The organism is Brevundimonas aurantiaca (genome assembly GCF_014199955.1).
In the GTDB taxonomy this organism is placed as follows: Bacteria; Pseudomonadota; Alphaproteobacteria; order Caulobacterales; family Caulobacteraceae; genus Brevundimonas; species Brevundimonas aurantiaca.
On record NZ_JACHOQ010000009.1, the window covers coordinates 12,601 to 34,957 of the forward strand.

Annotated in this window: 27 protein-coding genes; 24 read left to right on the forward strand and 3 right to left on the reverse strand. The window is 69.1% G+C overall.

Annotated elements, in window-relative coordinates; translation table 11 throughout:
• Positions 1-47 precede the first annotated feature (47 nt).
• On the reverse strand, positions 48-245 hold the full coding sequence (locus tag GGQ93_RS13555; RefSeq protein WP_152949480.1) for a hypothetical protein: 198 nt from the start codon (positions 243-245) through the stop codon (positions 48-50).
• 147 nt (positions 246-392) lie between these two features.
• Here GGQ93_RS13555 and GGQ93_RS13560 point away from each other — a divergent pair, with 147 nt between their 5' ends.
• From GGQ93_RS13560 to tolA, 18 genes are all read left to right on the forward strand, one after another.
• Positions 393-1,166: a YebC/PmpR family DNA-binding transcriptional regulator gene (locus GGQ93_RS13560; RefSeq protein WP_152949481.1), complete on the forward strand. Its 774-nt coding sequence runs from the start codon at positions 393-395 to the stop codon at positions 1,164-1,166.
• Between the two features lie 123 nt (positions 1,167-1,289).
• The gene (locus GGQ93_RS13565; protein WP_183217744.1) at positions 1,290-2,642 is read left to right on the forward strand and encodes a hypothetical protein; all 1,353 of its coding nucleotides are present in this window, start codon (positions 1,290-1,292) and stop codon (positions 2,640-2,642) included.
• Positions 2,643-2,700: 58 nt separating this feature from the next.
• Complete coding sequence (locus GGQ93_RS13570; RefSeq protein ID WP_375782445.1) at positions 2,701-3,396, forward strand: MgtC/SapB family protein; 696 nt, start codon at positions 2,701-2,703, stop codon at positions 3,394-3,396.
• 95 nt (positions 3,397-3,491) lie between these two features.
• Entirely contained in the window at positions 3,492-4,010 is a 519-nt protein-coding gene (locus GGQ93_RS13575) for a hemerythrin domain-containing protein (RefSeq protein ID WP_183217748.1), read from the forward strand.
• Positions 4,011-4,079: 69 nt separating this feature from the next.
• Positions 4,080-4,598: a crossover junction endodeoxyribonuclease RuvC gene (ruvC, locus tag GGQ93_RS13580; protein WP_183217750.1), complete on the forward strand. Its 519-nt coding sequence runs from the start codon at positions 4,080-4,082 to the stop codon at positions 4,596-4,598.
• Between the two features lie 142 nt (positions 4,599-4,740).
• The gene (ruvA, locus tag GGQ93_RS13585; RefSeq protein WP_183217752.1) at positions 4,741-5,370 is read left to right on the forward strand and encodes a Holliday junction branch migration protein RuvA; all 630 of its coding nucleotides are present in this window, start codon (positions 4,741-4,743) and stop codon (positions 5,368-5,370) included.
• Positions 5,371-5,536: 166 nt separating this feature from the next.
• A complete protein-coding gene (gene ruvB, locus GGQ93_RS13590) occupies positions 5,537-6,568 on the forward strand; it encodes a Holliday junction branch migration DNA helicase RuvB (RefSeq protein WP_054764704.1) in 1,032 nt (343 codons plus the stop codon).
• A complete protein-coding gene (locus GGQ93_RS13595; protein WP_054764705.1) occupies positions 6,565-6,825 on the forward strand; it encodes a BrnT family toxin in 261 nt (86 codons plus the stop codon). Before ruvB ends, GGQ93_RS13595 begins: the two co-directional genes overlap by 4 nt.
• Complete coding sequence (locus GGQ93_RS13600; protein ID WP_054764706.1) at positions 6,818-7,093, forward strand: BrnA antitoxin family protein; 276 nt, start codon at positions 6,818-6,820, stop codon at positions 7,091-7,093. Before GGQ93_RS13595 ends, GGQ93_RS13600 begins: the two co-directional genes overlap by 8 nt.
• 66 nt (positions 7,094-7,159) lie before the next feature.
• Positions 7,160-8,626 carry an alpha/beta hydrolase gene (locus tag GGQ93_RS13605; RefSeq protein WP_183217754.1) on the forward strand — a complete coding sequence of 489 codons (1,467 nt, stop codon included), beginning with the start codon at positions 7,160-7,162 and terminating at the stop codon, positions 8,624-8,626.
• A gap of 3 nt (positions 8,627-8,629) precedes the next feature.
• Positions 8,630-9,019, forward strand: coding sequence for a hypothetical protein (locus GGQ93_RS13610; RefSeq protein ID WP_183217756.1), 390 nt, complete (start codon positions 8,630-8,632; stop codon positions 9,017-9,019).
• On the forward strand, positions 9,016-9,486 hold the full coding sequence (ybgC, locus tag GGQ93_RS13615; protein ID WP_183217758.1) for a tol-pal system-associated acyl-CoA thioesterase: 471 nt from the start codon (positions 9,016-9,018) through the stop codon (positions 9,484-9,486). The genes GGQ93_RS13610 and ybgC overlap by 4 nt, the downstream gene beginning before the upstream one ends.
• A gap of 29 nt (positions 9,487-9,515) precedes the next feature.
• Entirely contained in the window at positions 9,516-9,941 is a 426-nt protein-coding gene (locus GGQ93_RS13620; RefSeq protein ID WP_054764710.1) for a hypothetical protein, read from the forward strand.
• A gap of 36 nt (positions 9,942-9,977) precedes the next feature.
• Positions 9,978-11,075, forward strand: a complete 1,098-nt coding sequence (locus GGQ93_RS13625; RefSeq protein WP_183217760.1) for a helix-turn-helix domain-containing protein — start codon at positions 9,978-9,980, stop codon at positions 11,073-11,075.
• 58 nt (positions 11,076-11,133) lie between these two features.
• Entirely contained in the window at positions 11,134-11,847 is a 714-nt protein-coding gene (locus GGQ93_RS13630) for a CPBP family intramembrane glutamic endopeptidase, BDIM_20840 family (protein WP_054764712.1), read from the forward strand.
• Positions 11,848-11,971: 124 nt separating this feature from the next.
• Positions 11,972-12,727, forward strand: coding sequence for a protein TolQ (tolQ, locus tag GGQ93_RS13635; RefSeq protein WP_054764713.1), 756 nt, complete (start codon positions 11,972-11,974; stop codon positions 12,725-12,727).
• A 3-nt stretch (positions 12,728-12,730) separates the two neighbouring features.
• Positions 12,731-13,186, forward strand: a complete 456-nt coding sequence (gene tolR, locus GGQ93_RS13640; RefSeq protein WP_183217762.1) for a protein TolR — start codon at positions 12,731-12,733, stop codon at positions 13,184-13,186.
• Positions 13,187-14,017 carry a cell envelope integrity protein TolA gene (tolA, locus tag GGQ93_RS13645; protein ID WP_183217764.1) on the forward strand — a complete coding sequence of 277 codons (831 nt, stop codon included), beginning with the start codon at positions 13,187-13,189 and terminating at the stop codon, positions 14,015-14,017.
• A gap of 3 nt (positions 14,018-14,020) precedes the next feature.
• Here tolA and GGQ93_RS13650 read toward each other — a convergent pair whose 3' ends face one another.
• Positions 14,021-14,458, reverse strand: coding sequence for a TA system VapC family ribonuclease toxin (locus tag GGQ93_RS13650; protein ID WP_054764716.1), 438 nt, complete (start codon positions 14,456-14,458; stop codon positions 14,021-14,023).
• On the reverse strand, positions 14,455-14,682 hold the full coding sequence (locus GGQ93_RS13655; protein WP_183217767.1) for a CopG family transcriptional regulator: 228 nt from the start codon (positions 14,680-14,682) through the stop codon (positions 14,455-14,457). The genes GGQ93_RS13650 and GGQ93_RS13655 overlap by 4 nt, the downstream gene beginning before the upstream one ends.
• 144 nt (positions 14,683-14,826) lie before the next feature.
• On the opposite strand from GGQ93_RS13655, the gene tolB reads away from it, so the two are divergent.
• The 6 genes from tolB to ftsH all read left to right on the forward strand — a co-directional run bounded on the left by tolB (position 14,827) and on the right by ftsH (position 22,337).
• On the forward strand, positions 14,827-16,200 hold the full coding sequence (tolB, locus tag GGQ93_RS13660; RefSeq protein ID WP_152949498.1) for a Tol-Pal system beta propeller repeat protein TolB: 1,374 nt from the start codon (positions 14,827-14,829) through the stop codon (positions 16,198-16,200).
• Between the two features lie 153 nt (positions 16,201-16,353).
• A complete protein-coding gene (gene pal, locus GGQ93_RS13665; RefSeq protein ID WP_152949499.1) occupies positions 16,354-16,911 on the forward strand; it encodes a peptidoglycan-associated lipoprotein Pal in 558 nt (185 codons plus the stop codon).
• 113 nt (positions 16,912-17,024) lie between these two features.
• The gene (locus tag GGQ93_RS13670) at positions 17,025-18,134 is read left to right on the forward strand and encodes a DUF3667 domain-containing protein (RefSeq protein ID WP_183217769.1); all 1,110 of its coding nucleotides are present in this window, start codon (positions 17,025-17,027) and stop codon (positions 18,132-18,134) included.
• Between the two features lie 42 nt (positions 18,135-18,176).
• Positions 18,177-19,019, forward strand: a complete 843-nt coding sequence (locus GGQ93_RS13675; protein ID WP_183217771.1) for a tol-pal system YbgF family protein — start codon at positions 18,177-18,179, stop codon at positions 19,017-19,019.
• On the forward strand, positions 19,010-20,323 hold the full coding sequence (gene tilS, locus GGQ93_RS13680; RefSeq protein WP_183217773.1) for a tRNA lysidine(34) synthetase TilS: 1,314 nt from the start codon (positions 19,010-19,012) through the stop codon (positions 20,321-20,323). Before GGQ93_RS13675 ends, tilS begins: the two co-directional genes overlap by 10 nt.
• A gap of 49 nt (positions 20,324-20,372) precedes the next feature.
• A complete protein-coding gene (gene ftsH, locus GGQ93_RS13685) occupies positions 20,373-22,337 on the forward strand; it encodes an ATP-dependent zinc metalloprotease FtsH (protein ID WP_054764722.1) in 1,965 nt (654 codons plus the stop codon).
• Positions 22,338-22,357 lie beyond the last annotated feature (20 nt).

Consider the following 22,357-nt stretch of genomic DNA (forward strand, 5'->3'; position numbering starts at 1 on the left):
TCAAGGGGAAGGGGGCGGGCTGTCGCCGGGATGAGCGGAGGGGGACCTCAGTCGTCCAGCTGTCCCGTCAGGAACAGAACGCCGACGGCGGTCAGGGCGCCCAGGGTGAAGGCGGCGATGATGGAGCCGGCGGCGACGGCGGCGGGGACGGTGACGGGGCGGGTCTCGTACCATTCGACGATGTCGGCCTCGTGCAGGTCGTCGTCGGCGCGGCCCTCGGCTTCATAGATGTCGGTCGCGTTCATCGGGGGTTCCTTATCGGCTTGAGGGATCAATACCCCCAAATGGTTGAGGTTCCACTGCGCTTCTTCGTCCGCCGCCGCATCGTGACAGCCTGCCGCGCATCGGCTAGGGAGCGCGGCTCAGGTTTCAGACTGTCGAAGACGATCCCCATGGCCGGCCACTCGAAATTCAAGAACATCATGCACCGCAAGGGGCGCGCCGACGCGCAGCGCTCCAAGCTGTTCTCCAAATTGTCGCGCGACATCACCGTGGCGGCCAAGTCGGGCCTGCCGGACCCGGCGGCCAATCCGCGCCTGCGCCTGGCCATCAACAACGCCAAGGCCGAAAGCCTGCCCAAGGACGTGATCCAGCGGGCGATCAACAAGGCCTCGGGCGGCGACGTCGATACGATGGAAGAGGTCCGCTACGAGGGCCGGGGCCCCGGCGGCGTCGGCATCATCGTGGAAGCCCTGACCGACAACCGCAACCGCGCGGCGTCGAACATCGGCACGGCCTTCAAGAAGAACGGCGGCGCCCTGGGCGAGATGAACTCGGTCGCCTTCATGTGGGACAAGGTGGGCAAGATCGTCTATCCGGCCGAGGCCGGCAGCGAGGACGCCGTGATGGAGGCCGCCATCGAGGCCGGCGCCCAGGACGTCGAGAGCGATCTGGTCAAGCCGGACATCTATGAGGACGCGCCGGGCCACACCATCTGGACCGCCTTCGAGGACCTGAACGAGGTGGCCGAGGCCATGTCCAAGGTGCTGGGCGACCCCAAGTCCACCGCCATCGTCTGGAAGCCCCAGTCGGAGGTGACGGTGACGGGCGAGGCGGTCGGAACCCTGTTCAAACTGCTGGACGCCCTGGACGCCGAGGACGACGTGTCCGCCGTCTATTCCAATGAGGATATTTCCGACGAGGATGCGGCGAAATACGCCGGCTGATCGCCGAACGCGGGTCTCGACTTGGGCGCGCCTCGCGCTTAACCTTTCGTCAACGCTTGAGGCGCGGCTGATTCGACCGGGGGTCGAGCCTGGCCGGTGCGGCGAAGACGGAGGGGCGCGATCATGAAGCTGAGCAGAATAGACCGGGTGCTGTCCCGCAGCGGCAAGGCCCAGGGCAATGAGGCCCCGGCCGCCGCCCCCGCTTCGCGGGCGGAGGAGCAGGACGTCGCCGGCCTGATCGGCGAACGGTTCGAAACCATCCAGGACAGTCTGGATCGGCTGGCCGAAATGGCCCAGCGGTTCGGGACCTTCGAGACCCTGCTGGGTCAGCTGCGCGATCCGCTGGAGGCCGAGTTCCGGTCGCGGCGCGACAATCATGTCGAACTGGTCAATCTGCGCAACGCCCATGACGAGGCGGCCCGGCAGCTGGGTCTGGCCAACGCCGAGGTCCGCCGCCTGTCCGAGGCCCTGGCGGAGGCCGAGGCCAAGGTGGACGATCTGGAGGCGCGCGGCGCCGAGAGCGCGGCCAATCTGCAGGAGGCCCGGGTCGAGATCGGCCGTCTGCGCGCCGACCTGGCCCAGTCCGCCACCCGGATCGAAGGCTTCGAGGCGGTCGATCGCGCCGCCGTCCAGCGCATTCGCGAACTGGAGCAGGACCAGGAGTCGCTGCGCATCCAGCTGACCCAGGCCGAGACGGCGCGGTCCGAGCTGGAGGCCGCCCGCGCCCAGATCCAGCGCGACCACGCCCTGGTGCTGGAAGAGAACACCGTGCTGCGCCGCCGCGTGGACGAGGTGGGGACCGAGGTGGCCGCCCTGGCGCGGGCCGCAGCGACCGGCGAGGGCCAGCTGGCGACCGAACGCGCCCGCGCCGCCTCCGAACAGGCTGAGGCCGCCCGCGCCATCCGCACCCTGGAAAGCCAGGTCGAGGCCGCCCGCGCCGAGGCCGCCTCCCTGACCGCGCGGCTGGATACGGCCACGGCCCGGGCCAACGGCCTGGAGGTGCTGAACAGCGAACTGACCTCGCGGCTGGGCGAGCTTCAAACCGGGGGCCATGCGGCCGAGCGCCGGGCGGACACGCTGCAGATCAATCTGGACCGCGCCGTCGAGCGGGTGCGGGCCCTGGAGAGCGAGATCGAGGAGGCGCGTCAGCGTCAGGCCGCCATGGAGGTCGCCCGCGTGGCGGCCGTGGACCGCGCCGACGCCCTGGCCAAGGCGGCCGCCGGCCACGACAAGGCCATCGCCCGCGCCGAGGACCGGATGGTCAAGCTGCAGGCCAAGCTGAGCGCGGCGCAGGACGAGCATGAGAAGCGCGTCCAGACCCTGAACCAGCAGATCAGCGCCCTGCGCGAAGATCTGGAAAGCGTGCGGGCCGAGGCCGCCATGTCGGCCGCCGCCCTGGACGCCGCCCGTCGGGGCCGGGGCGGCCGTCCCAGCATCGCCGACGCCGCCGCCCAGCTTCAGGCCATCGTCGGCTGATCGTCCGAAATAGGACGCGCCCGGAACGTTCGGGCGCTCCCGTCGCTTGATCGGCATGATGAGCGACCTGTTGAACGGCGCGCTCTGGCCGATCCTCGGGGCGGTCGTCGCCGGCGGGACGATCGGGCTGGAGCGCGAATGGCGCGGCCGCGCGGCCGGGTTCAGAACCCACATCCTGGTCAGTCTGGCCTCGGCCCTTCTGATGCTGGCGGCCATGCGTCAGGCCGACTGGGCCTTTCGCGCCCTGCCCGATGAGAACATCGTCACCGATCCGACGCGGATGGCCCATGGGGTGCTGACCGGCATCGGCTTTCTGTGCGCCGGGGTGATCTTCCGCACCGGGTTTTCAGTGCACGGCCTGACCACCGCCGCCTCCCTGTGGATCACCTCGGCCATAGGGCTGCTGTTCGGAGCGGGGCTTTACGGCCTGGGCGCCCTGGGGACCGGGGTGACGGCCCTGATCCTGGGGGGACTGCGGCTGATCGACCTGCGCCTGCCCGACCGCAAGGTGGTGGATGTGGTCGTGGCCTGGGACCGGGCGGCCCCGTCGCCGGAGGATCAGGTCCAGGCGGCCATTCGCGCCATCGACCCCCAGGCCCATTCCGGGCGGCTGGAGCTGATCCACGACGGGCGCAGAATCCGGCGATCCTGGCGGCTGAAGGCGTCGACGGACGATGAGCTGGAGCGGCTGGCCGGCCTGTTGTGCGCCGCGCCGGGGGTCGCCGCCTATCGGTTGAATCCGCGCGACGGCTGAGCGGGGCGGGAACCGTCGCGGGCCGCGCGGATTAGCGGGGGGACCGTCAGACCCGCCATGCCCGGCGCCGCTCTGGTCGAAGGATGCAGACCCCGATGGACATCACCCAGCTGATCCTGGACGACCACGCCGAACAGCGCCGCCTGTTCTCGATCATCGAACAGATCGACCCGAAGGACGTGGACGCCCTGAGCGCGGTCTGGCTGAGGCTGTCGGCCTTTCTGGACGTCCATGCCGAGGCCGAGGAGCGGTTCTTCTATCCCGACCTGATCAAGCTGGGCGAAGGGGCCAATGACGCCGACGACGGGACGGTGGAGGGCGAGACCGAAGACGCCATCGAGGACCACAACAAGCTGCGCGATGCGGTCAAGGCGGTGGAACGGCATCCGGTCGGCAGCCCGGCCTGGTTCGAGGCGGTGGGCCGGGCCAATGTGGTCAACTCCAAACATATGGGCGAGGAGGAGCGGCAGGGGCTGACCGACTTCCGCCTGAACGCCGACGTGGCCCTGCGCCACGACCTGGCGGTCCGGTTCGCCGCCTTCGAGGCCGAACACATCACAGGGGTGAAGCCGGTCAACAAGGATCCGGACGCCTATGTGGAGGCCCACGGCTGAGGTCGATCCGGCCGGGTTTCTGAAGCTGTTCATTGCCCGCTAACCCTCTTTGCGGCATGAGGGGAACGGATGGCGAACGAAACAGTCAGAATCATCGGCCTGGACCCCGGTCTGCGGCGCACCGGCTGGGGTGTGATCACAGCCGACGGCGCGCGCCTGCGCTGGGTCGCGCACGGGGTGGTGGCCCCGCCCGAGGCCGCGCCCTTTTCCGAACGGCTGCTGTTCCTGTTTGAGGCCCTGGGGACGATCTGCGCCGACCACGGTTGCGAGGAGGCGGCGGTAGAAGAGGTGTTCGTCAATGTGAACCCGTCCTCGACCCTGAAGCTGGGCCATGCCCGGGCGGCGGTGATGCTGGCGCCGGCCCAAAGGGGCTTAAGGGTCGCGGAATATTCGCCGAACCTGATCAAGAAGGCGGTGGTCGGGGCCGGCCACGCCGACAAGGGCCAGATCGGCTTCATGGTCAAACGACTGCTGCCGACCGCCGGGGACGTGAAGGCGGACGCCGCCGACGCCCTGGCCGTGGCGATCACCCATGCGCAACTGAGGAAACGGTCCTTGCTGGAAGCCATGCACCGGGGGGCGGCGTGAGGCGCGACATTGAAATCCTCCCCCCTTGGGGGAGGGGGACCGCCCGAAGGGTGGTGGAGGGGGCCTGCCGCGAACAGGGTGTCTGGGGCAAGCCCCCTCCACCGCTTCGCGGTCCCCCTCCCCCTATGGGGGAGGATTGGTCGTGATCGGACGTCTGAGAGGGGTGCTGGCCGAGGTCGGGGAGGCGGACTGCCTGATCGACTGCGGCGGGGTGGGCTATGTAGTGTCGTGCGGGGCGCGGACCCTGGGCCGGCTGCCGGCGCCGGGGGACGAGACGACCGTGCATGTCCATTCGCAGTGGAGCGAGGACGCGGGCCCGCGCCTGTACGGATTCCTGACCCGCGACGAGCGGCGGGCCTTCACGACCCTTTTGGCCATTCAGGGGGTGGGGCCGAAGGCGGCCCTGGCGGTGCTGGACGTGTTGCCGCCCGCCGAACTGGCGTCGGCTGTGGCGCGCGAAGACAAGGCGGCGGTGGCGCGGGCCAACGGCGTGGGGCCGAAACTGGCGCTGCGGATCGTCACCGAGCTGAAGGGTAAGCCCCTAAGCAGTATAGTGGGTGACGTCAGCTTTGCGCCGGCCGCACCCGGCATGCACGTCGAGATCGCACCGCCGGTTCCGTCCATCACCGGCGAGGCCGTGTCGGCCCTGCTCGGGCTGGGCGTCGCCGAGGTCAATGCGCGCCGCGCCGTGGATCAGGCGTTGATCCGTTTGGGCGAAGAGGCCGAACTGTCGGCGGTGATCCGCGCGGCCCTGCAGGAGCTGGGGCGGTGATTGGAAGGGAGTGGCGAGTGGCGAGTGGCGAGTGGCGAGCCGGAACGTGCGGCGTCGTGGGCCTTTGCGTCATGTTTGCCGATGATATGCGGGAAGCTGGGGGGCTTTCTCGCCACTCGCCACTCGCCACTCGCCACTTCGCCGCCACTCGCCACTCGAGCCAATCATGACCCGCATCATCTCCCCCGAGGCCGAAACGGGCGAAGCCTTCGACCGCGCCCTGCGGCCCCAGACCCTGGCGGAGTTCGTCGGTCAGTCTCAGGCCAAGGGCAATCTGAAGGTCTTCATCGACGCCGCGCGCGGCCGGGCGGAGGCCCTGGATCATGTGCTGCTGTTCGGCCCGCCCGGTCTGGGCAAGACGACTTTGGCGCAGATCGTGGCGCGCGAGCTGGGGGTGGGCTTTCGGGCCACGTCCGGACCGATCCTGGCCAAGGCGGGCGACCTGGCGGCGATCCTGACCAATCTGGAGCCGCGCGACGTCCTGTTCATCGACGAAATCCACCGCTTAAGCCCCCAGGTCGAGGAGATCCTGTATCCGGCCATGGAGGACCATGTGCTGGACCTGATCATCGGCGAGGGGCCGTCGGCGCGGTCGGTGCGGATCGACCTGGCGCCCTTCACCCTGGTGGGAGCCACGACCCGGGCGGGCCTCCTGGCCACGCCGCTGCGGGACCGGTTCGGCATTCCGCTGAGGCTGGAGTTCTATACCCCCGACGAACTGACGGCGGTGGTGCGCGGCACGGCGCGCAAGATGGGCGCCGGGATCGACGAGGGCGGGGCGCGCGAGATCGCCTCTCGCGCGCGGGGCACGCCCCGGATCGCCGGGCGGCTGCTGCGCCGGGTGCGCGACTTCGCCTCGGCCGAAGGGGCGGAGACCATCTCGAAGTTGGTGGCGGCGCGGGCCCTGGCGCGGCTGGAGGTGGACGAGGCCGGGCTGGACAGTCTGGACCGGCGGTTCCTGAAGGCCCTGATCGAAAACTACGGCGGCGGGCCGGTGGGAATGGACACCTTGGCGGCGGCCATCGCCGAGGCGCGCGACGCGGTCGAGGACGTGATCGAACCCTATCTGCTGCAACAGGGCTTCATCATGCGCACCCCGCGCGGCCGCATGGCCTGCGCCAAGGCCTATGCCCACCTGGGGCTGACCCCGCCGCCGAACCCGAGCGCCGGACCCGTGCCGGGCGACCTGTTTGAATGACGATCGCCTTCGATCCGGGCAAGGATGGGATCAACCGCGAGAAACACGGGCTGTCTTTGGCGCGCGCCAGCGAAATCGATCTCCGCACCGCTTATGTGCTGGTGGATGACCGTCAGGATTACGGCGAGCCACGCTGGCGCGCCTATGGTATGTTGGACGGACGGCTGCATATGCTGGCCTTCACCGTCCGCGACGGCGTAATAAGGGCCATCAGTCTGCGGCGCGCGAACGTCAAGGAGGTCCGACGCTATGGCTGATCCCGAATTCAGCCTCGATCCGAACGACTATGAGGATGGCGAGATCGACGATCCCCAGAATCCGGAGTGGACGGATGAGGATTTCGCCAGGGCGCGGCCTTTGCGGGAAGCCTTGCCTGAGCTTTACGCCCAGATCGTCGCCGAGCGCGAAGTCGGTCTGAAACTGCCTGCCGACACCATTCGCGCCTTCGCCGAAGAGGGCGAAGACTGGAAGGAGCGGATGGCCCAGACCCTGACCGAGGCGGCGCGCAAGAAACACGCGGCCTGATCGTCGATAGGCGTTGCCAAGCGAGGCGGGCGGGGGTTTGCTGGGACGAACCGGAGCCCTCGACCCATGATCCTGCGCACCCTGGCCTTAGTGGCGTTTGCGGCCGGCCTGACCAGTCTGGCGCCGCCTGCGAAAGCAGCCGCCCCCGTCTTCACCGAAAAGGCCTGTCCGGCCGATTGGCCGACCGAGGTGCGCCAGGTGAGGTGCGGAAGCCTGACGGTGGACGAGGCGCGCGACGGGACGGGCAGCGACCGGCGCATCGACCTGGCCCTGGTCATCATCAAGGCCGCCGCCCCCTATAGGGACGCCTCGGGTCAGGCCCTGCCGACGGTGGTGATGTTCCACGGCGGGCCGGGCGGGGCCATGGTCGGCGGGGCCGGGCGGATGCTGACGGCCCTGCGTCGCAATCCGGAAGCCTTTGCGGTGGATCAGGACGTGATCCTGTTCGATCAGCGCGGCGGCGGCGCCGGCGCCCCGTCGATGGACTGTCCAGGGGTGCAGCTGACCGATGCGGGGCCGCCGTCGGATGCGGATCGCGACGGGCTGATCGCCTGTCTGAAGGGCTATCAGGCCCAAGGGATCGACCTGAACCAGTACAACGCCGCCGCCACCGCCGCCGATGTGAAGGATATGGTCCAGGCCCTGGGCCTGTCGAAGATCGACCTGTGGGGCGGCTCCTACGGCCCGCGCATCGAGGCGGCGGTCATCACCCACCAGCCCCAGATCGTCCGCGCCGCCGTGATGGACAGCCCCTGGCCGCCCGAGGGCAACTGGGCGGTTGGAACCCCGGAACAGGTATCGACGGCGGTCAAGATCATCCTGGGCAAATGCCAGGCCCAGGCGGACTGCGCGGCGCGCCATCCGGACCTTCAGGCGCGGTTCGAGGCCGAGGCGCGCAAATGGCTGGCCGGCCCCGTGGCGGGCAGGGACGGAAAGACCTTCACCGTCGACGACCTGTCGGCCTTTCTGATGGACACCACCTACAGCGCGCGGGGCGTGCGCAGCCTGCCGGCCGATCTGGAGAAGATCATCGCCGGGGACCTGAGCCCGGTCGCAGAGATCGCCGAGGACCGGACCTATTATTTCGAGGGTCAGCACATGGCCCATCTGTGCAAGGAAGAACTGCCGTTCGAATCCAAGGCGCGGCTGGCGGCGGGCGCCGCAGGCGATCCGGTCGCCGAGGTGCTGGTCCCCTCGCTGTCGCGGCTGTTCGACGTCTGCGCGGCGGTAGGGGAACGGCCCGCGCTGCCGATCGAGAATCTGCCGGTCAAGACCGACGTCCCGACCCTGTTCGTCGCCGCCGAGATCGATCCGGGCTGCCCGCCGCCCCTGACCGAGGCGGCGGCCAATGGCTACTCCAACAGCCAGGTGGTGATCGTGACCAATGCGACCCACGGCGTCATCAACGCCAGCCCCTGCACCCGCAAGATGGCGCGCGACTTCCTGCGCGATCCATCGGCGCCGGTGGATCGCAGCTGCCTGCCACCGGCGGACACGCCGCTGAACTTCATCGAGGCCGCGACGGCGGGCTGAGACATGGGGCGGGCCTGGGTCTTTCCATCCGCACCCCGCGCGGTCGCCGCCCTGTTCGTTGCGGCGGCGCTGACGGCGGCCGGGGCGGGACTGTGGATGATGACCCACCGGTCGCGGATTGCGCCGCCCGAGACGCCGTCGCATCGGGTCGTGCGCCAGATCGGCGAACAGCTGGGGCCGGGCGCCGAGCTGCGCTACGCCGAGGCGGGCGAGAAGCGGGCCGTCTGCGGCTATGTGGGCCGGTCCAGGGGCGGGGCGGCGGTGGGCTTCATCTCCGTGCCCAACCGCATCCTGTTCAGCGACGATCCCCTGCCGACCGAGTTCCGCGAGATGCGCCGACGCTATTGCCCCGGCTTCCTGACGCCGCCGCCCAGCGTTAGGCTGGGGACATGACCGATCTTCCCAGCGACCTTCCGACGGCCGGCCGTTTCGACGTGCGCGACCACCTGCTGCCCGTGCGGGTCTATTATGAGGACACCGATTTCACCGGCCTGGTCTATCACGCCAACTATGTCCGCTATTTCGAGCGGGGCCGGTCGGACTTTCTGCGCGCCATCGGCGTGGGGCACGCCGACCTGCTGGAGCAGGACCAGCCGATGGCCTTCGTCGTGGCCGAGCTGAACATCCGCTATCTGAAGCCCGCGCGGATCGACGACGCCCTGGTGGTGCGGACCGTCTATGAGCAGGTGAAGGGGGTGCGGCTGATCATCCGCCAGACGGTGGAGCGCGGGGGCGAGGTGCTGTGCCGGGCCGAGGTGACGGCGGTCTGCATCCATCTGGACGGACGGCCGCGTCGCCCGACGAAGGGGCTGATCGAGAAGGTCACGCCGTGGCTGGCGAAAGCCACCGGCGCCGATTAGGATTGGATGAAGTCGGGGGAGGCTGAACCGTGGAAAATCAGGGAATCACCGCCAGCGCGGTCATCGTGAGCTTCCTGCTGCTGGTCCTTGTGATCGGCGGCGGTCTGGTGGGCTGTCCCTATTACAAGGTCTGGGAGCGCAAGATGGCGGGCCAGGCCGAGCTGCAATATCAGCAGGGGGCGCGTCAGGCCCTGATCGCCCAGGCCGCCGCAGAAGACGAGGCGGCGATCAAACGGGCCGAGGCGGCGACGCGCCGGGTCCTGGGCTGGACCGATGCGGCCAAGCGCGGCTGCGAGGCCCTGGGCCGTCCGGGCGACCGCCAGTGCGAGGAGCAGCTGCTGAAGGACGCCGCCACCTATTCCATCGCCAAGGAAGGCCACGAGGGCGTCATCATCAGCGTCGGCGCCCCCGTCTCGGTGGCGGTCGATCCGAACCGGCGGCCGAGCGCCGAATGAGGACCTGAGGCGAGCGATCGGCCCAGAGGCAAGGCCATGATCATCGACCAGTTGGACGTCGCCGTCCGGGCCGGAGCGGCGGCGGCCCTGCTTTTGCCCGCCGCCCTGCTGCTGAGGCAATGGCGACGGATCGGCCTGCCCGCCCTGCTGTTTGCGCCCCTGGCCCTGTGTCTGACGGGTTTCGTCCTGGGCAATACGCCGCTGGCGCTCAAGCCTGACGGACCGGTCGGCGCCGCAGCTCGGGTGCTGAGCGGCTTTACGGTCATCTTTCTGTGGTGGTTCTGTCTGTCGTGTTTCGACAGGCGGTTTCGGGTGCGGGGGCCGGTCCTGGCGGTCGGCCTGATCTGGGGACTGATCGCCGCCCTGGATCGGGGCCTGTTCGGCGCGGCCCTGGGACAGTGGGAATGGTCGCGGCTGCTGTTGCCGCTGGGGTTCGCCATCGTCGGCCATCTGGTCTGGCGGCTGCTGGCCGAACGGGAGGACGACCTGATCCAGCAGCGGCACGACGCCCGCGTCCTGACCGCAGTCGGGCTGGGCGGGATGTTGTTCGTCGATCTGTCGGCCGACCTGCTGTTCGGCTTCGACTGGCGGCCGCTGGCCTTCGCCCTGAGCCAGAATCTGATGATCCTGATCTTCGGCCTTTGGCTGGCCGGGCGGCTGCTGACCGTGCGGCCCGAGGCCCTGACCTTCGGCGTGACGAACGCCGAGCGGGCGCCGGCCGAAGCGCCCGACCCGGGGGTGAGGGATGCGGCCCTTCATCGCCGTCTGACCGATCTGATGGAGGGCGAACGGGTCTTTCTGGATCCCGAACTGACCTTCGCCGCCTTTGTGGCCCGCATGGGGGCGTCGGAGCGGGCCGTGCGGACCCTGATCAACCACGAACTGGGCCATGACCATTTCCGCAGCTTCCTGAACCATTATCGGGTGGCCGAGGCGCGGCGGCGGCTGAGCGCGCCGTCGCACGCCGAAGACAAGCTGATCGCCGTCGCCCTGGACAGCGGCTTCGCCTCCCTGGCCAGTTTCAACCGGGCCTTCCGCGCGGTCGAGGGCTGCGCTCCGAGCCGCTACAGGGCGACCGCCCGCGCCGCCTTCTCGACAAAGGCAGGTTCTGAGGAGCCGAAAGCCGGGTTCTGAGGAGACGGCGCCGTCCCTGGGGCCCTAGTGCGGGCGGGTCTGACACAAGGGGACTAAAGTGAACGGATTGATCGGTTTGGCGGGGGTTCTGGCGCTTCTGCTGGGGCTGGGGACCGCGATCGGCTTGATGGACCGGCGCGGCTTTTCGTTTCGGTGGCTGCTGATCGCGGCCGGGCTGGTGGCGGTGAACGACGCCCTGCTCACCAATCTCTACGGCCTCTTGCCCGATGTGATCGGCGGGTCGTGGAACTGGCAGGGCAAGATATTGGCCCTGGCCGCCACCCTGGCGATCGCGGCCTGCCCCGGCTTCGGCCGGCGCCGCAGCGGCCTGACCCTGGTCCAGGCGCCGGGCAGTCTGAAAGCGGCCCTGCCGGTCGGCCTGCTCTATTGCGCCTTCTTCCTGGTCCTGGCCCTGGCCTTTTCGGGGGAGAGGGCCACGGGCGAAGAGATCGCCTTCCAGCTGACGATGCCGGGCCTGGAGGAGGAGCCCTTCTATCGCGGCGTGCTGTTGCTGGCGCTTTGCCAGGCCTTCACCGGGACCAAGCGCGTCCTGGGCGTGGATTGGAGCTGGGGGGCGGTTCTGTCGTGCCTGTTGTTCGGCCTGGCGCACGCCTTCGGCTTTTCGAAGGGCAGCTTTTCCTTCGATCCGCTGACGATGGCCATGACCGCCCTGCCCGCCTTCATCGCCGTCTGGCTGCGTCTGCGGACCGGAAGCCTGCTGGCGCCTGTCCTGCTGCACAATTTCGGAAACGCCGTGTCCCTGTTCCTCTGACGGGGCGCGCCTTTCTGGTGACGGCGGCGCGTGGGGCGGCTAAACGGGCGGGACGCCACACAATGGTCACGGCCGCTGGGTCGAAGAGGACGTGACCGATCCTGATCTCGCCCGGAGCGCCTGAATGACTACGCCCGTCGACGCCTCGATGATGAACCCCGTCGAGCTGTTCATGACCGCCGACTGGGTGGTGAAGTCGGTGATGGTGGGGCTGGCGGCGGCCTCGATCTGGTCCTGGACCATCATCATCGACAAAGCCTTCCGCTTCACCGCCCTGAACCGCCAGGCCGACGACTTCGACAAGGCGGTGCAGTCGGGCCGGTCGCTGGAGGATGTGGCGGCCCAAGCGGGACCGCAGCCGGAACACGCCCTGCCGCGCATGCTGGTGATCGCCCTGTCCGACTGGCGCGAGGCGCGTCAGAAGGGGGCGCTGAACGAACACCAGGGCGACCTGCTGATGACGCGGATCGACCGGGCCATGAACAGCCTGATCCAGCGCGAGGGCCAGAGGATCGAAAACGGCCTGGGCGTGCTGTCGGTCGTGGCGACGGCCTCGCCCTTCATCGGCCTGTTCGGCACGGTCTGGGGCATTATGAACGCCTTCGGCCGCATCGCCGCGGCGGGCAACACCAATCTGACCACGGTGGCGCCGGCCATCGCCGAGGCCCTGTTCGCCACGGCCATCGGCCTGGGCGCGGCCATTCCGGCCTATATCGCCTACAACAAGTTCTCGATCGACGCGGGCAAGTTCACCGGCCGGCTGGAAGCCTTCGCCGACGATCTTCAGGCGGCGGTGGCGCGGCGTCTGGGGGCTCCGTCCGCCCCGCCGCCCCCTCCGGTCGAGCCCGCCTCGGGCCTGAACCTGAAGCGGGGCGTCTGAGCCATGGCCTTGGGAGGCGGTTCGAGCGGCGGCGGGTCGCGTCGCGGGCGGCGGGGGCGCAAAGGCCCCCTGACCGAGATCAACGTCACGCCCCTGGTGGACGTGATGCTGGTGCTGCTGATCATCTTCATGATCTCGGCGCCGCTTCTGACCGTGGGCGTGCCGGTGGAGCTGCCCAAGACCGAGGCTAGCGCGGTCGAGACGAATAACGAACCCCTGTCGGTCAGCATCGACCAGCAGGGGGCGATCTTCATCGGCGACAGCGAGACGTCGTTCGACGATCTGGCGGTGCGTCTGCTGACCGAGGCCGGCGGATCGGACAAGGCGTCCGAGCGGCCGGTCTTCGTGCGGGCCGACGGCCGGGCGCCCTATCAGGCGGTGGCGCGGGTGATGGCGCGGCTGAGCGCCTCGGGCTTCACCAAGCTGAACCTGATCACCGACACGGCCCCGGAGGCCTGATTGCGCCGTCCGAGCCCCGCGATCCTCGGCTCCATCGCCCTGCACGCCGGGGTGGTCGCGCTCGCCTTCGTGTCGTTCTCGCAGAAGGCCGAGGAGGCGCCGCCGCTGGTGAACTCCGTGCCGGTGTCGATCGTGTCCGAGACCGTGATCGCGGCGGCGGCCGCCGACAATCCGCAGCCCGAGCCCTCGCCTGACGACGCCGCCACCGCCCCGGTCAGCGCGCCGGAAGAGCCGGCGCCGCCGGTCCCTGAACCGACCCCGCCGCCGCCGACGCCTGCGCCCGCATTGAGGCCCGCGCCCAAGCCCACGCCGACCCCGACGCCCCGGCCGACCCCCCCGCGGCCTGCGCCCCCGACGCCGGAAAAGGCCCGGCCGACGCCGCCGCGACCGACCCCGCCGACCCCGACCCGACCGGCGCCGAAGCGCGAGGAGCCGAGCCTGGACCTGGACGCCCTGGCGGGCCCGACGCGCCCGACCAACAATCGCGGCCGCCCGGCGACCGGTCAGCAGGGGTCGGGAACCGCCTCCCAGGCCACCGGGCCGCAGGTCACGGCCATCTTCAACCAGGTCTATCCGAACTGGATTCTGCCCTGCGACATCCCCGGGGCGGACCAGCTGCGCATTCAGGTCGAACTGACCCTGTCGGCCGACGGGCGGATCACGCGCGGCCCGACCCTGGTCAATCCGCAATCGTCCTCGGTCTATCGGGCGGCGGCGGACGGGGCGCTGCGGGCCCTGCGCCAGACCGCCCCCTTCGACGTGCCCCAGGGCTTTCCCGGCGGCGCCTATCGCCCGACCTTCAACACCGAACGGGCCTGCCGGAACCGGTGAGGCTCAGGTGTCCGTGATCAGGTGAAGGGCCGATCGTCCGCCTTTGACGGCGTCTGGGGACAGTCGGCGATCGAAGGTCGCAAGCCGGCCCCCGTTCGAGACCGCCAGAGCCAGGAGATAGGCGTCGGTGATCTGTTCCGGCTTGGTCAGGGCCGAGGGCTCGAACAGGCGTTCGTCGGCCAGGCTGACGGCATCCGGCCAAAAGACGTGACCAGCCATGTCTCGCAGCAGAGCGAGAATCCGAACGACATCGGAAGGCGGGCCGACCGGATTGCGATAGCGGCTGCTGCCGACGATGCGGACCAAACCGTTCTCGGTTATCGGACAGGTGGCCCAGGACGGAGCGGCTTCGCGTTGGAACCAGGTATTGGCAGGATGGTGAAAGACGTGGCGGGGATCGACGAGGGCGATCAGCACGTTCACGTCCAACAGATAGGTCAAGGCAGCTCGTCACGCAGGGCGTTGACGTCTTCCAGCGTGACCATGGGCCCAGGCCGATCGGGCAGAAGAGGAACCCCGTTGCGGAAGCGCACCATGCTCTCACGCTTTTGCAGCGCCTGACGAGCGAGTTCAGACATCACCTCACCCACCGTGCGGTCCTGGTGGGCGGCAAGGGCGCGAGCCGCATTCAGCACGTCGTCGTCTATGGCGAGGGTGGTGCGCATGCCGCCGAAGATAATGCATCACGCATCACGCATCAATGTGAGGCGCGCCTCCTCAAAGTCGCCCCATTCGCCGTGAGAAGCTGGCGATTGTCATACGAACCGGCGATAAGGTCGGCGATCTTTCGAGATTTACGGGAGCATTTGATGCGTCTGAACCTCCTTCTGGCCTCGGTCGCCGCCGTGGCGACGACCGTCTCTTCCGCCCAGGCCCAGAACGTCGCAGCCGCGCCCCAGCAGAGCCAGCCGGTCGAGGTCGAGATCGACCAGGGGGTGCTGCGCCCGCTCCAGATCGCCATAGTGCCCTTCAGCGGCGATCATGGGGCCGACATCTCCAGCGTGATCAGCGGCAATCTGAAACGGTCGGGCTTCTTCGAACCGCTGAACCCGGCCGGCTTCATCGAGACCGGCCTGACCCTGGCCAATGCGCCCAACTTCCCCCAGTGGACCCAGATCGGCGCCCAGGCGGTGCTGTATGGGGCGGTGACGCCGCGGGCCGACAATCGGGTGGACGTGGGCTTCCGCCTCTATGATCCGTACCGTCAGTGCCAGCTGGTCAGCTATCAGTTCACCGCCACGGCCGAGCAGTGGCGCCGGATCGCGCACAAGATTTCCGACGTCATCTATCAGCGGATGACCGGCGAGGCCGGCTTCTTCGATTCCCGCGTCATCTTCGTCTCCGAAGAGGGGACGCAGCTGAACCGGATCAACCGCCTGACCATCGCCGACCAGGACGGGTTCAACCCCGTCTATCTGACCCAGGGCGACGAGGTGATCATGTCGCCGCGCTTTTCGGCCTCCCAGCCGGACGAGATCACCTATGTGGCGCTGGGCAAGGATTACAGCCGGATCTATCTGTACAATCTGACCACGGGCCGGCGCGAAAGCCTGGGTCAGTTCGACGGCCAGGTGCTGGCGCCGCGCTTCTCCAACGACGGCAACAAGATCGCCTTTTCGATCATCCGGGGCGGCAATACCGACATCTATGTGATGGACCTGCGCAGCCGCCAGCTGTCGCGGCTGACGTCGGACCCCGGCATCGACACCTCGCCCTCCTTCAGCCCGGACGGCAGCCAGATCGTGTTCAACTCGGACCGGTCGGGGACGGCGCGCCTCTATGTCATGCGGGCCGACGGCTCGGGCCAGCGGCCGATCTCGCGCGGCGGCGGCGTCTATACGGCGCCGTCCTGGAGCCCCACCGGCGACCTGATCGCCTTCACCAAACAGTCGGGCGGCCGGTTCTCCACCGGGGTGATGAACTCTGACGGCTCGGGCGAGCGCATCCTGTCGTCCAGCTATTTCGAAGAAGGCCCCAACTGGGCGCCCAACGGCCGCTATGTGATGTTCGCCCGCCAGACGCGGGGCGGGGACACCCGGTTGTGGACGGTGGACCTGTCGGGCCGGGTGGTGGCCCAGGCGGGCTACAACGGCCGCGGCACCGACCCGGCCTGGTCGCCGCTGCTGGACGCGCCGCCGTCGAACCTGGGCTTCGGCCAGGGCCCCGACAGCTGCCCAGCCTGAGGTCGGGCGCCGTCGCGTGACGCTGTTCGCCGTCAGACGGAGCCATTCGGCTCAACACTGCGTTATCGCCCCTGGCGCCCAAAATCCGCCAAGGGCAGAACTTAAGGCCAAGCTTGAGGCCGCCGTCCTCATAATCCTTCAGGAGACGACCCGATGAAAAAATCCCGCATCATGACCGTGGCCATGGTCGGCTGCGCCGTCGCCGCCATGGCCGCCTGCGCCCGCAAGCCGGTCGAGGGCGTCGTGCCGACCGAACCCGCGACGACCGCCCCGACCGGCCCGGCCTATCCGACCGCCCCGACCGGCCCGGTGTCCGGCGGCAATATGGGCGCCGCCGCCCCCGGCACGGAACAGGACTTCGTCGTCAATGTCGGCGACCGGATCTATTTCGACCTGGATTCCTATGAGGTCCGGCCCGAGGCCATGCCGCGCCTGGACGCCCAGGCCCAGTGGCTGCAACGCTATCCGTCGGTCACGGTGCGGATCGAGGGCAACGCCGACGAACGCGGCACCCGCGAATACAACCTGGCCCTGGGCGCCCGCCGCGCCGAGGCCGTCCGCACCTATCTGATCAATCGCGGCGTGCCCGCCGGCCGGATCGACACCATCAGCTTCGGCAAGGAGCGCCCGATCGCCGAAGGCTCGAACGAAGAGGCCTGGGCCCGCAACCGCAACGCCCACACCGCCATCGTCTCGGGCGCCGCGCGCTAAGGGGCGAGAGCCGAAATCGAGACCGGAGAGGCGTCGGCGAAGGCCGGCGCCTCTTTTCTTTTCCGCCCGCCCTCCGCAAGGTGGCCTTCGCAAGACGACGGGGGATCAAGGGCGTGGATATCGAAGGAGCCGGCGGGGCCATCACCGGCGGGCTGATCGCGGGGGCGATCGAGAAACCGGCGGGCCAGGCGGGCGAGGCCGGCCACGGCGTCTGTTCGGACTGCGGGGCCGAGACCAGCGGAAACTTCTGCGCCCACTGCGGCCAGCCGACCCATGTCCACCGCACCTTGCTGCATCTGGGCGAGGAGCTGCTGCACGGAGTCATGCATTTCGACGCCCGGGTCTGGCGCACCCTGCCGCTGTTGGCCTTGAACCCCGGCCGTCTCACGCGCGAATGGGTTCAGGGCAAACGCACCCGCTATGTCTCGCCCCTGGCGATCTTTCTGTGCACCCTCTTCATCATGTTCTTCGCCCTCAGCTTCATGCCCCAGCCGGGGGCGCATGAGGGTGAGGCGGAACGCACCGCCCGTCTCCAGGCCGAGGTCGCCGAACAGCGGCTGGGTCTGGTCGAGGCGGAAAAGACCGTCGCCGAACTGCGCGCCGAACCCGAAGTGAACGACAGTCCGATCGCCGCCCAGACCCTGAAGACCGCCGAGGGGGTGGTGGAGAACCGCCGCCAGTCGCTGAACCGGCTGGAGACCGAGCTGCGCGACGGCCGGTCCGACGGCCTGGCCCCCGGCACCTGGCAGGCCCAGGTCAAGGACTTGGCCGCCGACGGCAAGGTCAAGGGCCACGGCCTGGGCGCCGTGCTGCTGAAGAAGCTCCAGAACCCGGACCTGGCCCTCTATAAGCTGCAGCAGACCCTCTATAAGTTCGCCTTCCTGCTGGTGCCCTTCTCCTTGCCGTTCGTGGCCCTGCTGTTCCTGTGGAAACGGGGCTTCACCCTGTACGACCACGGCGTCTTCATCCTGTATTCCCTGACCTTCATGGCCCTGCTGCTGATGGTCATGGTCCTGGCCGGGACGATCAACGGCGTCCTGGGCGGCTTCGTCGGCCTGATCGGGCTGGCGGTCATACCGGCGCATATGTTCGCCCAGTTGAAGGGCGCCTATGGTCTGTCGATCTTTTCGGCCCTGTGGCGGACGGCGGCCCTGCTGTTCTTCTGCAACATCGTCATCGGCCTGTTCGTCACGGCCATCGTCTATCTGGGTCTGGGTCATTAGGTCCGCCTTGCGGCGGCCCCAAATCGGTGAAAGCTAGAAGCCATGATCAAGCTGTCCTTCCCCCGTCTCCTGGCCCTGACGGCCGTCGGCCTGGTTCTGGCCGGGGGCGGCGTCGCCGTCGCCCAGCAGGCCGCGCCCAACATCATGCAGCCCATCGAATGGGACAAACGCCGGCTGGACCAGCTGGACCGCAATGTGCGTCGGCTGGAACGCGCCCTGACCCAGAGGAACGCCGCCGGTCAGCCGGTGCTGGTCGAGCCCGACCCCGAGGTGGTCACCCTTCAGGGGCAGTTCGGCCTGTTGAGCCAGAGGCTGGAGGACCTGGAGGCCACGGTGCGCCGGATCAACGGCGACAACGAACGGCTGACCTTCCAGCTGGACGAGGCCCAGCGCGACAATGCGACGCTGAGAACCCGGATCGTGGACGCCGAGGGCCGGATCGAGAAGCTGGAGCGGGCGGCCGAGCTGAACGCCCCGATCGAGGCCAATTCCCCGACCGGCGACGCCGGGCAGGACCTGGCGGCGGCCGTGCGGCTGATGGGCGAGGACCGGGCGCGCGGCGCGCGGGCGCTGGAGACGGTGGTCGTGACCTGGCCCGACACCCCCCAGGCGCGCGAGGCCAACTCCCGCCTGGGCGACATCCGCGTCTCGGCCAATGACAAGGCGGGGGCCGTGGCCTTCTACGCGGCGGCCCTGAAGGACTGGCCGCGCATCGGCTGGGCGGCCGATACGACGCTGAAACTGGCCGACGCCCTGTTCGCCACCGACCGCAAGACGCAGGGTTGTGCGGCCCTGGCGGAGTTCACACGCCGCTACGCCCCCTCGGCCTCTGACCCGCAGAAAGCCCGCGCCGCCCAGATGAAGACCGCCGGCGGGTGCAGCTGACGGTCGCGCCGGGCGGCCGGACTGGGGGGCTTCAGTCCCGGCTGTTTGCGCGGCTGGATGATCGGTTGACGGTCGATGACGACCGACCCGTCGCCCTGGCCCTGTCCGGGGGCGGGGATTCCATCGCCCTGATGCGGATGACGGCGGCCTGGGCCCAGAAGCGGGGCCGGCCGGTTCTGGCCCTGACGGTGGATCACGGACTGAACCCCGACAGCCCCGCCTGGACCCGGTTCGCGGGCGAGGCGGCCCAGGCTGCGGGCTGCGCCTGGCGGGGTCTGGTCTGGACCGGGGACAAGCCTGTTGCGGGCCTGACGGCGGCGGCGCGGGGCGCCCGGCACCGGCTGATCGCCGAGGCCGCGCGGGCCGCCGGGGCGCGGGTCGTGCTGATGGCCCACACGGCCGACGACGCAGCCGAGGCCGATCTGATGCGGGCCGAGGGTTCGACCCTGGGGCGGGTGCGCGAATGGGCGCCCTCGCCGGCCTGGCCCGAGGGGCGGGGGCTGATGCTGCTGCGGCCCCTGCTGGGCGAACGGCGCGAGACCCTGCGGGCCTGGCTGAGAGATCAGGGCGCCGACTGGATCGAAGACCCCGCCAACGCCGATCCCCGTTTCGGCCGCAGCCGGGCGCGGCGGAGGCTGGCCGAGCCGTCCTTGCAGGATGCGGTCCCTCCGCCCGAGCCCGCGCCGGCGATCAGGGCCGAGGCGGCTGCGGGCGTGCGTTTTTCGGCGGAGGGTTTGGCCCAGACGAGGCGCGACATCGACGCCCGCGCCCTGGCGACGGCCCTGGTCTGTATCGGGGGCGGATCGACGCCGCCGCGGGGCGAAAGGCTGGAGCGGCTGATCAGGCGATTGCGCGCGGGCGAGGATTTCGCCGTCGTCCTGTGCGGGACGCGGGTCGAGGCCGAGAGGCGGACGGTCCTGATGATGCGCGAAGCCGGAGAACTGGCGCGGACGGCGCGGGCCGACCTGGCCCTGGTCCCAGGGGCGGAGACGGTCTGGGACGGCCGGTTCTCCTTTGAGGCCCTGGCGCCGGGCTGGCGCGTGGGCGCCGCGCGGGGGCGTCTGGCGCAACTGCCCGCGTCGGATCGGGCGGCCCTGGGGCGGCTGCCGCCTGCGGCGCGGGGGGCGCAGCCTGTGCTGCTCCGGCCGGACGGGATCGGGCCGGTTCTTGCAAGCCCGGCCGTGCGGCGACGCGATCTGGCGCCCGAACGGCTCAGACTGGCGCTGGGCGAAACGACGCATGAGGACGATCTGATCGCGCCGCCATGGCGTAACGCGGCGGAAGCGCCTATTTTCCGAGACTGACAATCCAGCCGTCGGGCCAGAGGGCGCCGGCGGACGACCGAGGACCTCAATGAACCTGCGTAATCTGGCGATCACGGGCGTCATCATCCTGGCCCTGCTGGCGGTCTATGCGGCGGTGTCGCAGGGCGGCGCCATGACCGGCATGGCGGCCCAGGGCGGCCCCGGCGCCGGCCGGCCCGAGACCATCACCTATTCCCAGCTGGTGCAGCGGGTCGAGGCCGGCGACATCAAGGAAGCCACCGTGCGCGGCGACCAGGTGACCGGCGTCTATAAGAACGACGGCCGCTTCTCCGCCACCACCCCCTATCCGAACGAGCAACTGGTCAACTCCATGCTGGCCAACGGCGTCAACGTCGACGCCAAGACCACGCGCCAGTCGATCTGGATGAGCCTGTTGATGGGCATCCTGCCCATCGCCCTGCTGGTCGGGGTCTGGATCTTCTTCATGCGCCAGATGCAGGGCGGGGCGCGCGGGGCCATGGGCTTCGGCAAATCCAAGGCCAAGCTGCTGACCGAGCACAAGGGCCGCAAGACCTTCGACGACGTCGCCGGCGTGGACGAGGCCAAGGAAGAACTGACCGAGGTGGTCGAATTCCTGAAAGATCCCGGCAAGTTCCAGCGCCTGGGCGGCAAGATTCCCAAGGGCGCCCTGCTGGTCGGCCCTCCCGGCACCGGCAAGACGCTTCTGGCCCGTGCGGTCGCGGGTGAGGCGGGCGTGCCCTTCTTCTCCATCTCGGGCTCTGACTTCGTCGAGATGTTCGTCGGCGTCGGCGCGTCGCGGGTTCGCGACATGTTCGAACAGGCCAAGAAGAACGCCCCCTGCATCATCTTCATCGATGAGATCGACGCCGTCGGTCGCCATCGCGGCGCCGGCCTGGGCGGCGGCAATGACGAGCGCGAACAGACGCTGAACCAGCTGCTGGTCGAGATGGACGGCTTTGAAGCCTCCGAGAACATCATCCTGATCGCCGCCACCAACCGTCCCGACGTGTTGGACCCGGCCCTGCTGCGTCCCGGCCGTTTCGACCGTCAGGTGGTGGTGCCCAACCCCGACGTCTCGGGGCGCGAGCGTATTCTGCGCGTGCATATGAAGGACGTGCCCCTGGCCGCCGACGTCAACGTCAAGACCATCGCGCGCGGCACGCCCGGCTTCTCGGGCGCCGATCTGGCGAACCTGGTCAATGAGGCGGCCCTGATGGCGGCCCGCAAGGACCGTCGCATGGTCACGCACCGCGACTTCGAAGACGCCAAGGACAAGGTGCTGATGGGCTCGGAACGTCGCTCCATGGCGATGAACGAGGAAGAAAAGCGCCTGACCGCCTATCACGAAGCCGGGCACGCCATCGTCGCCATGAACGTCAAGATGGCCGATCCCGTGCACAAGGCCACCATCGTGCCGCGCGGCCGGGCGCTGGGCATGGTGATGCAGCTGCCGGAAGGCGACCGCTATTCGATGAAGTACCAGCAGATGATCGACCGGATCGCCATCATGGCCGGCGGTCGGGTGGCGGAAGAGCTGATCTTCGGCAAGGAGAACATCACTTCCGGCGCCTCGTCCGACATCGAACAGGCGACCAAGCTTGCAAGGGCGATGGTCACCCGCTGGGGCTTTTCCGAAAAGTTGGGCACGGTGGCCTATGGCGAGAACCAGGAGGAGGTCTTCCTGGGCCATTCGGTCGCGCGCAGCCAGAACGTCTCGGAAGAGACGGCCCGCACCATCGACGAGGAGGTCCGCCGTCTGGTCGCCTCGGGCTGGGACGAGGCGCGCAAGATCCTGACCGAAAAGGCCGAGCATCACGAGAAACTGTCCCAGGCCCTGCTGGAGTACGAGACCCTGTCGGGCGAGGAGATCAAGGACCTGCTGGAGAAGGGGGTCGCGCCGAACCGCGACGAGAACAACTTCCCCAACGCCGGGCCTTCGGTCTCGGTGCCGGTGACGCCGGTGTCGGACGGGACCGAGATCGAAATCCCGGTCGAAAAGCCCGCCGTGACCAGTGTGCCGACGGTCCACTGAGGGTCAGGCGCAGACAAAAG

Coding starts and splice junctions, on each gene's coding strand:
- GGQ93_RS13555 (WP_152949480.1), bottom strand. CDS start 245: ATGAACGCGACCGACATCTATGAAGCCGAGGGCCGCGCCGACGACGAC.
- GGQ93_RS13560 (WP_152949481.1), top strand. CDS start 393: ATGGCCGGCCACTCGAAATTCAAGAACATCATGCACCGCAAGGGGCGC.
- GGQ93_RS13565 (WP_183217744.1), top strand. CDS start 1,290: ATGAAGCTGAGCAGAATAGACCGGGTGCTGTCCCGCAGCGGCAAGGCC.
- GGQ93_RS13570 (WP_375782445.1), top strand. CDS start 2,701: ATGAGCGACCTGTTGAACGGCGCGCTCTGGCCGATCCTCGGGGCGGTC.
- GGQ93_RS13575 (WP_183217748.1), top strand. CDS start 3,492: ATGGACATCACCCAGCTGATCCTGGACGACCACGCCGAACAGCGCCGC.
- ruvC (WP_183217750.1), top strand. CDS start 4,080: ATGGCGAACGAAACAGTCAGAATCATCGGCCTGGACCCCGGTCTGCGG.
- ruvB (WP_054764704.1), top strand. CDS start 5,537: ATGACCCGCATCATCTCCCCCGAGGCCGAAACGGGCGAAGCCTTCGAC.
- GGQ93_RS13595 (WP_054764705.1), top strand. CDS start 6,565: ATGACGATCGCCTTCGATCCGGGCAAGGATGGGATCAACCGCGAGAAA.
- GGQ93_RS13600 (WP_054764706.1), top strand. CDS start 6,818: ATGGCTGATCCCGAATTCAGCCTCGATCCGAACGACTATGAGGATGGC.
- GGQ93_RS13605 (WP_183217754.1), top strand. CDS start 7,160: ATGATCCTGCGCACCCTGGCCTTAGTGGCGTTTGCGGCCGGCCTGACC.
- GGQ93_RS13610 (WP_183217756.1), top strand. CDS start 8,630: ATGGGGCGGGCCTGGGTCTTTCCATCCGCACCCCGCGCGGTCGCCGCC.
- ybgC (WP_183217758.1), top strand. CDS start 9,016: ATGACCGATCTTCCCAGCGACCTTCCGACGGCCGGCCGTTTCGACGTG.
- GGQ93_RS13625 (WP_183217760.1), top strand. CDS start 9,978: ATGATCATCGACCAGTTGGACGTCGCCGTCCGGGCCGGAGCGGCGGCG.
- tolQ (WP_054764713.1), top strand. CDS start 11,972: ATGACTACGCCCGTCGACGCCTCGATGATGAACCCCGTCGAGCTGTTC.
- tolR (WP_183217762.1), top strand. CDS start 12,731: ATGGCCTTGGGAGGCGGTTCGAGCGGCGGCGGGTCGCGTCGCGGGCGG.
- GGQ93_RS13655 (WP_183217767.1), bottom strand. CDS start 14,682: ATGCGCACCACCCTCGCCATAGACGACGACGTGCTGAATGCGGCTCGC.
- tolB (WP_152949498.1), top strand. CDS start 14,827: ATGCGTCTGAACCTCCTTCTGGCCTCGGTCGCCGCCGTGGCGACGACC.
- pal (WP_152949499.1), top strand. CDS start 16,354: ATGAAAAAATCCCGCATCATGACCGTGGCCATGGTCGGCTGCGCCGTC.
- GGQ93_RS13675 (WP_183217771.1), top strand. CDS start 18,177: ATGATCAAGCTGTCCTTCCCCCGTCTCCTGGCCCTGACGGCCGTCGGC.
- ftsH (WP_054764722.1), top strand. CDS start 20,373: ATGAACCTGCGTAATCTGGCGATCACGGGCGTCATCATCCTGGCCCTG.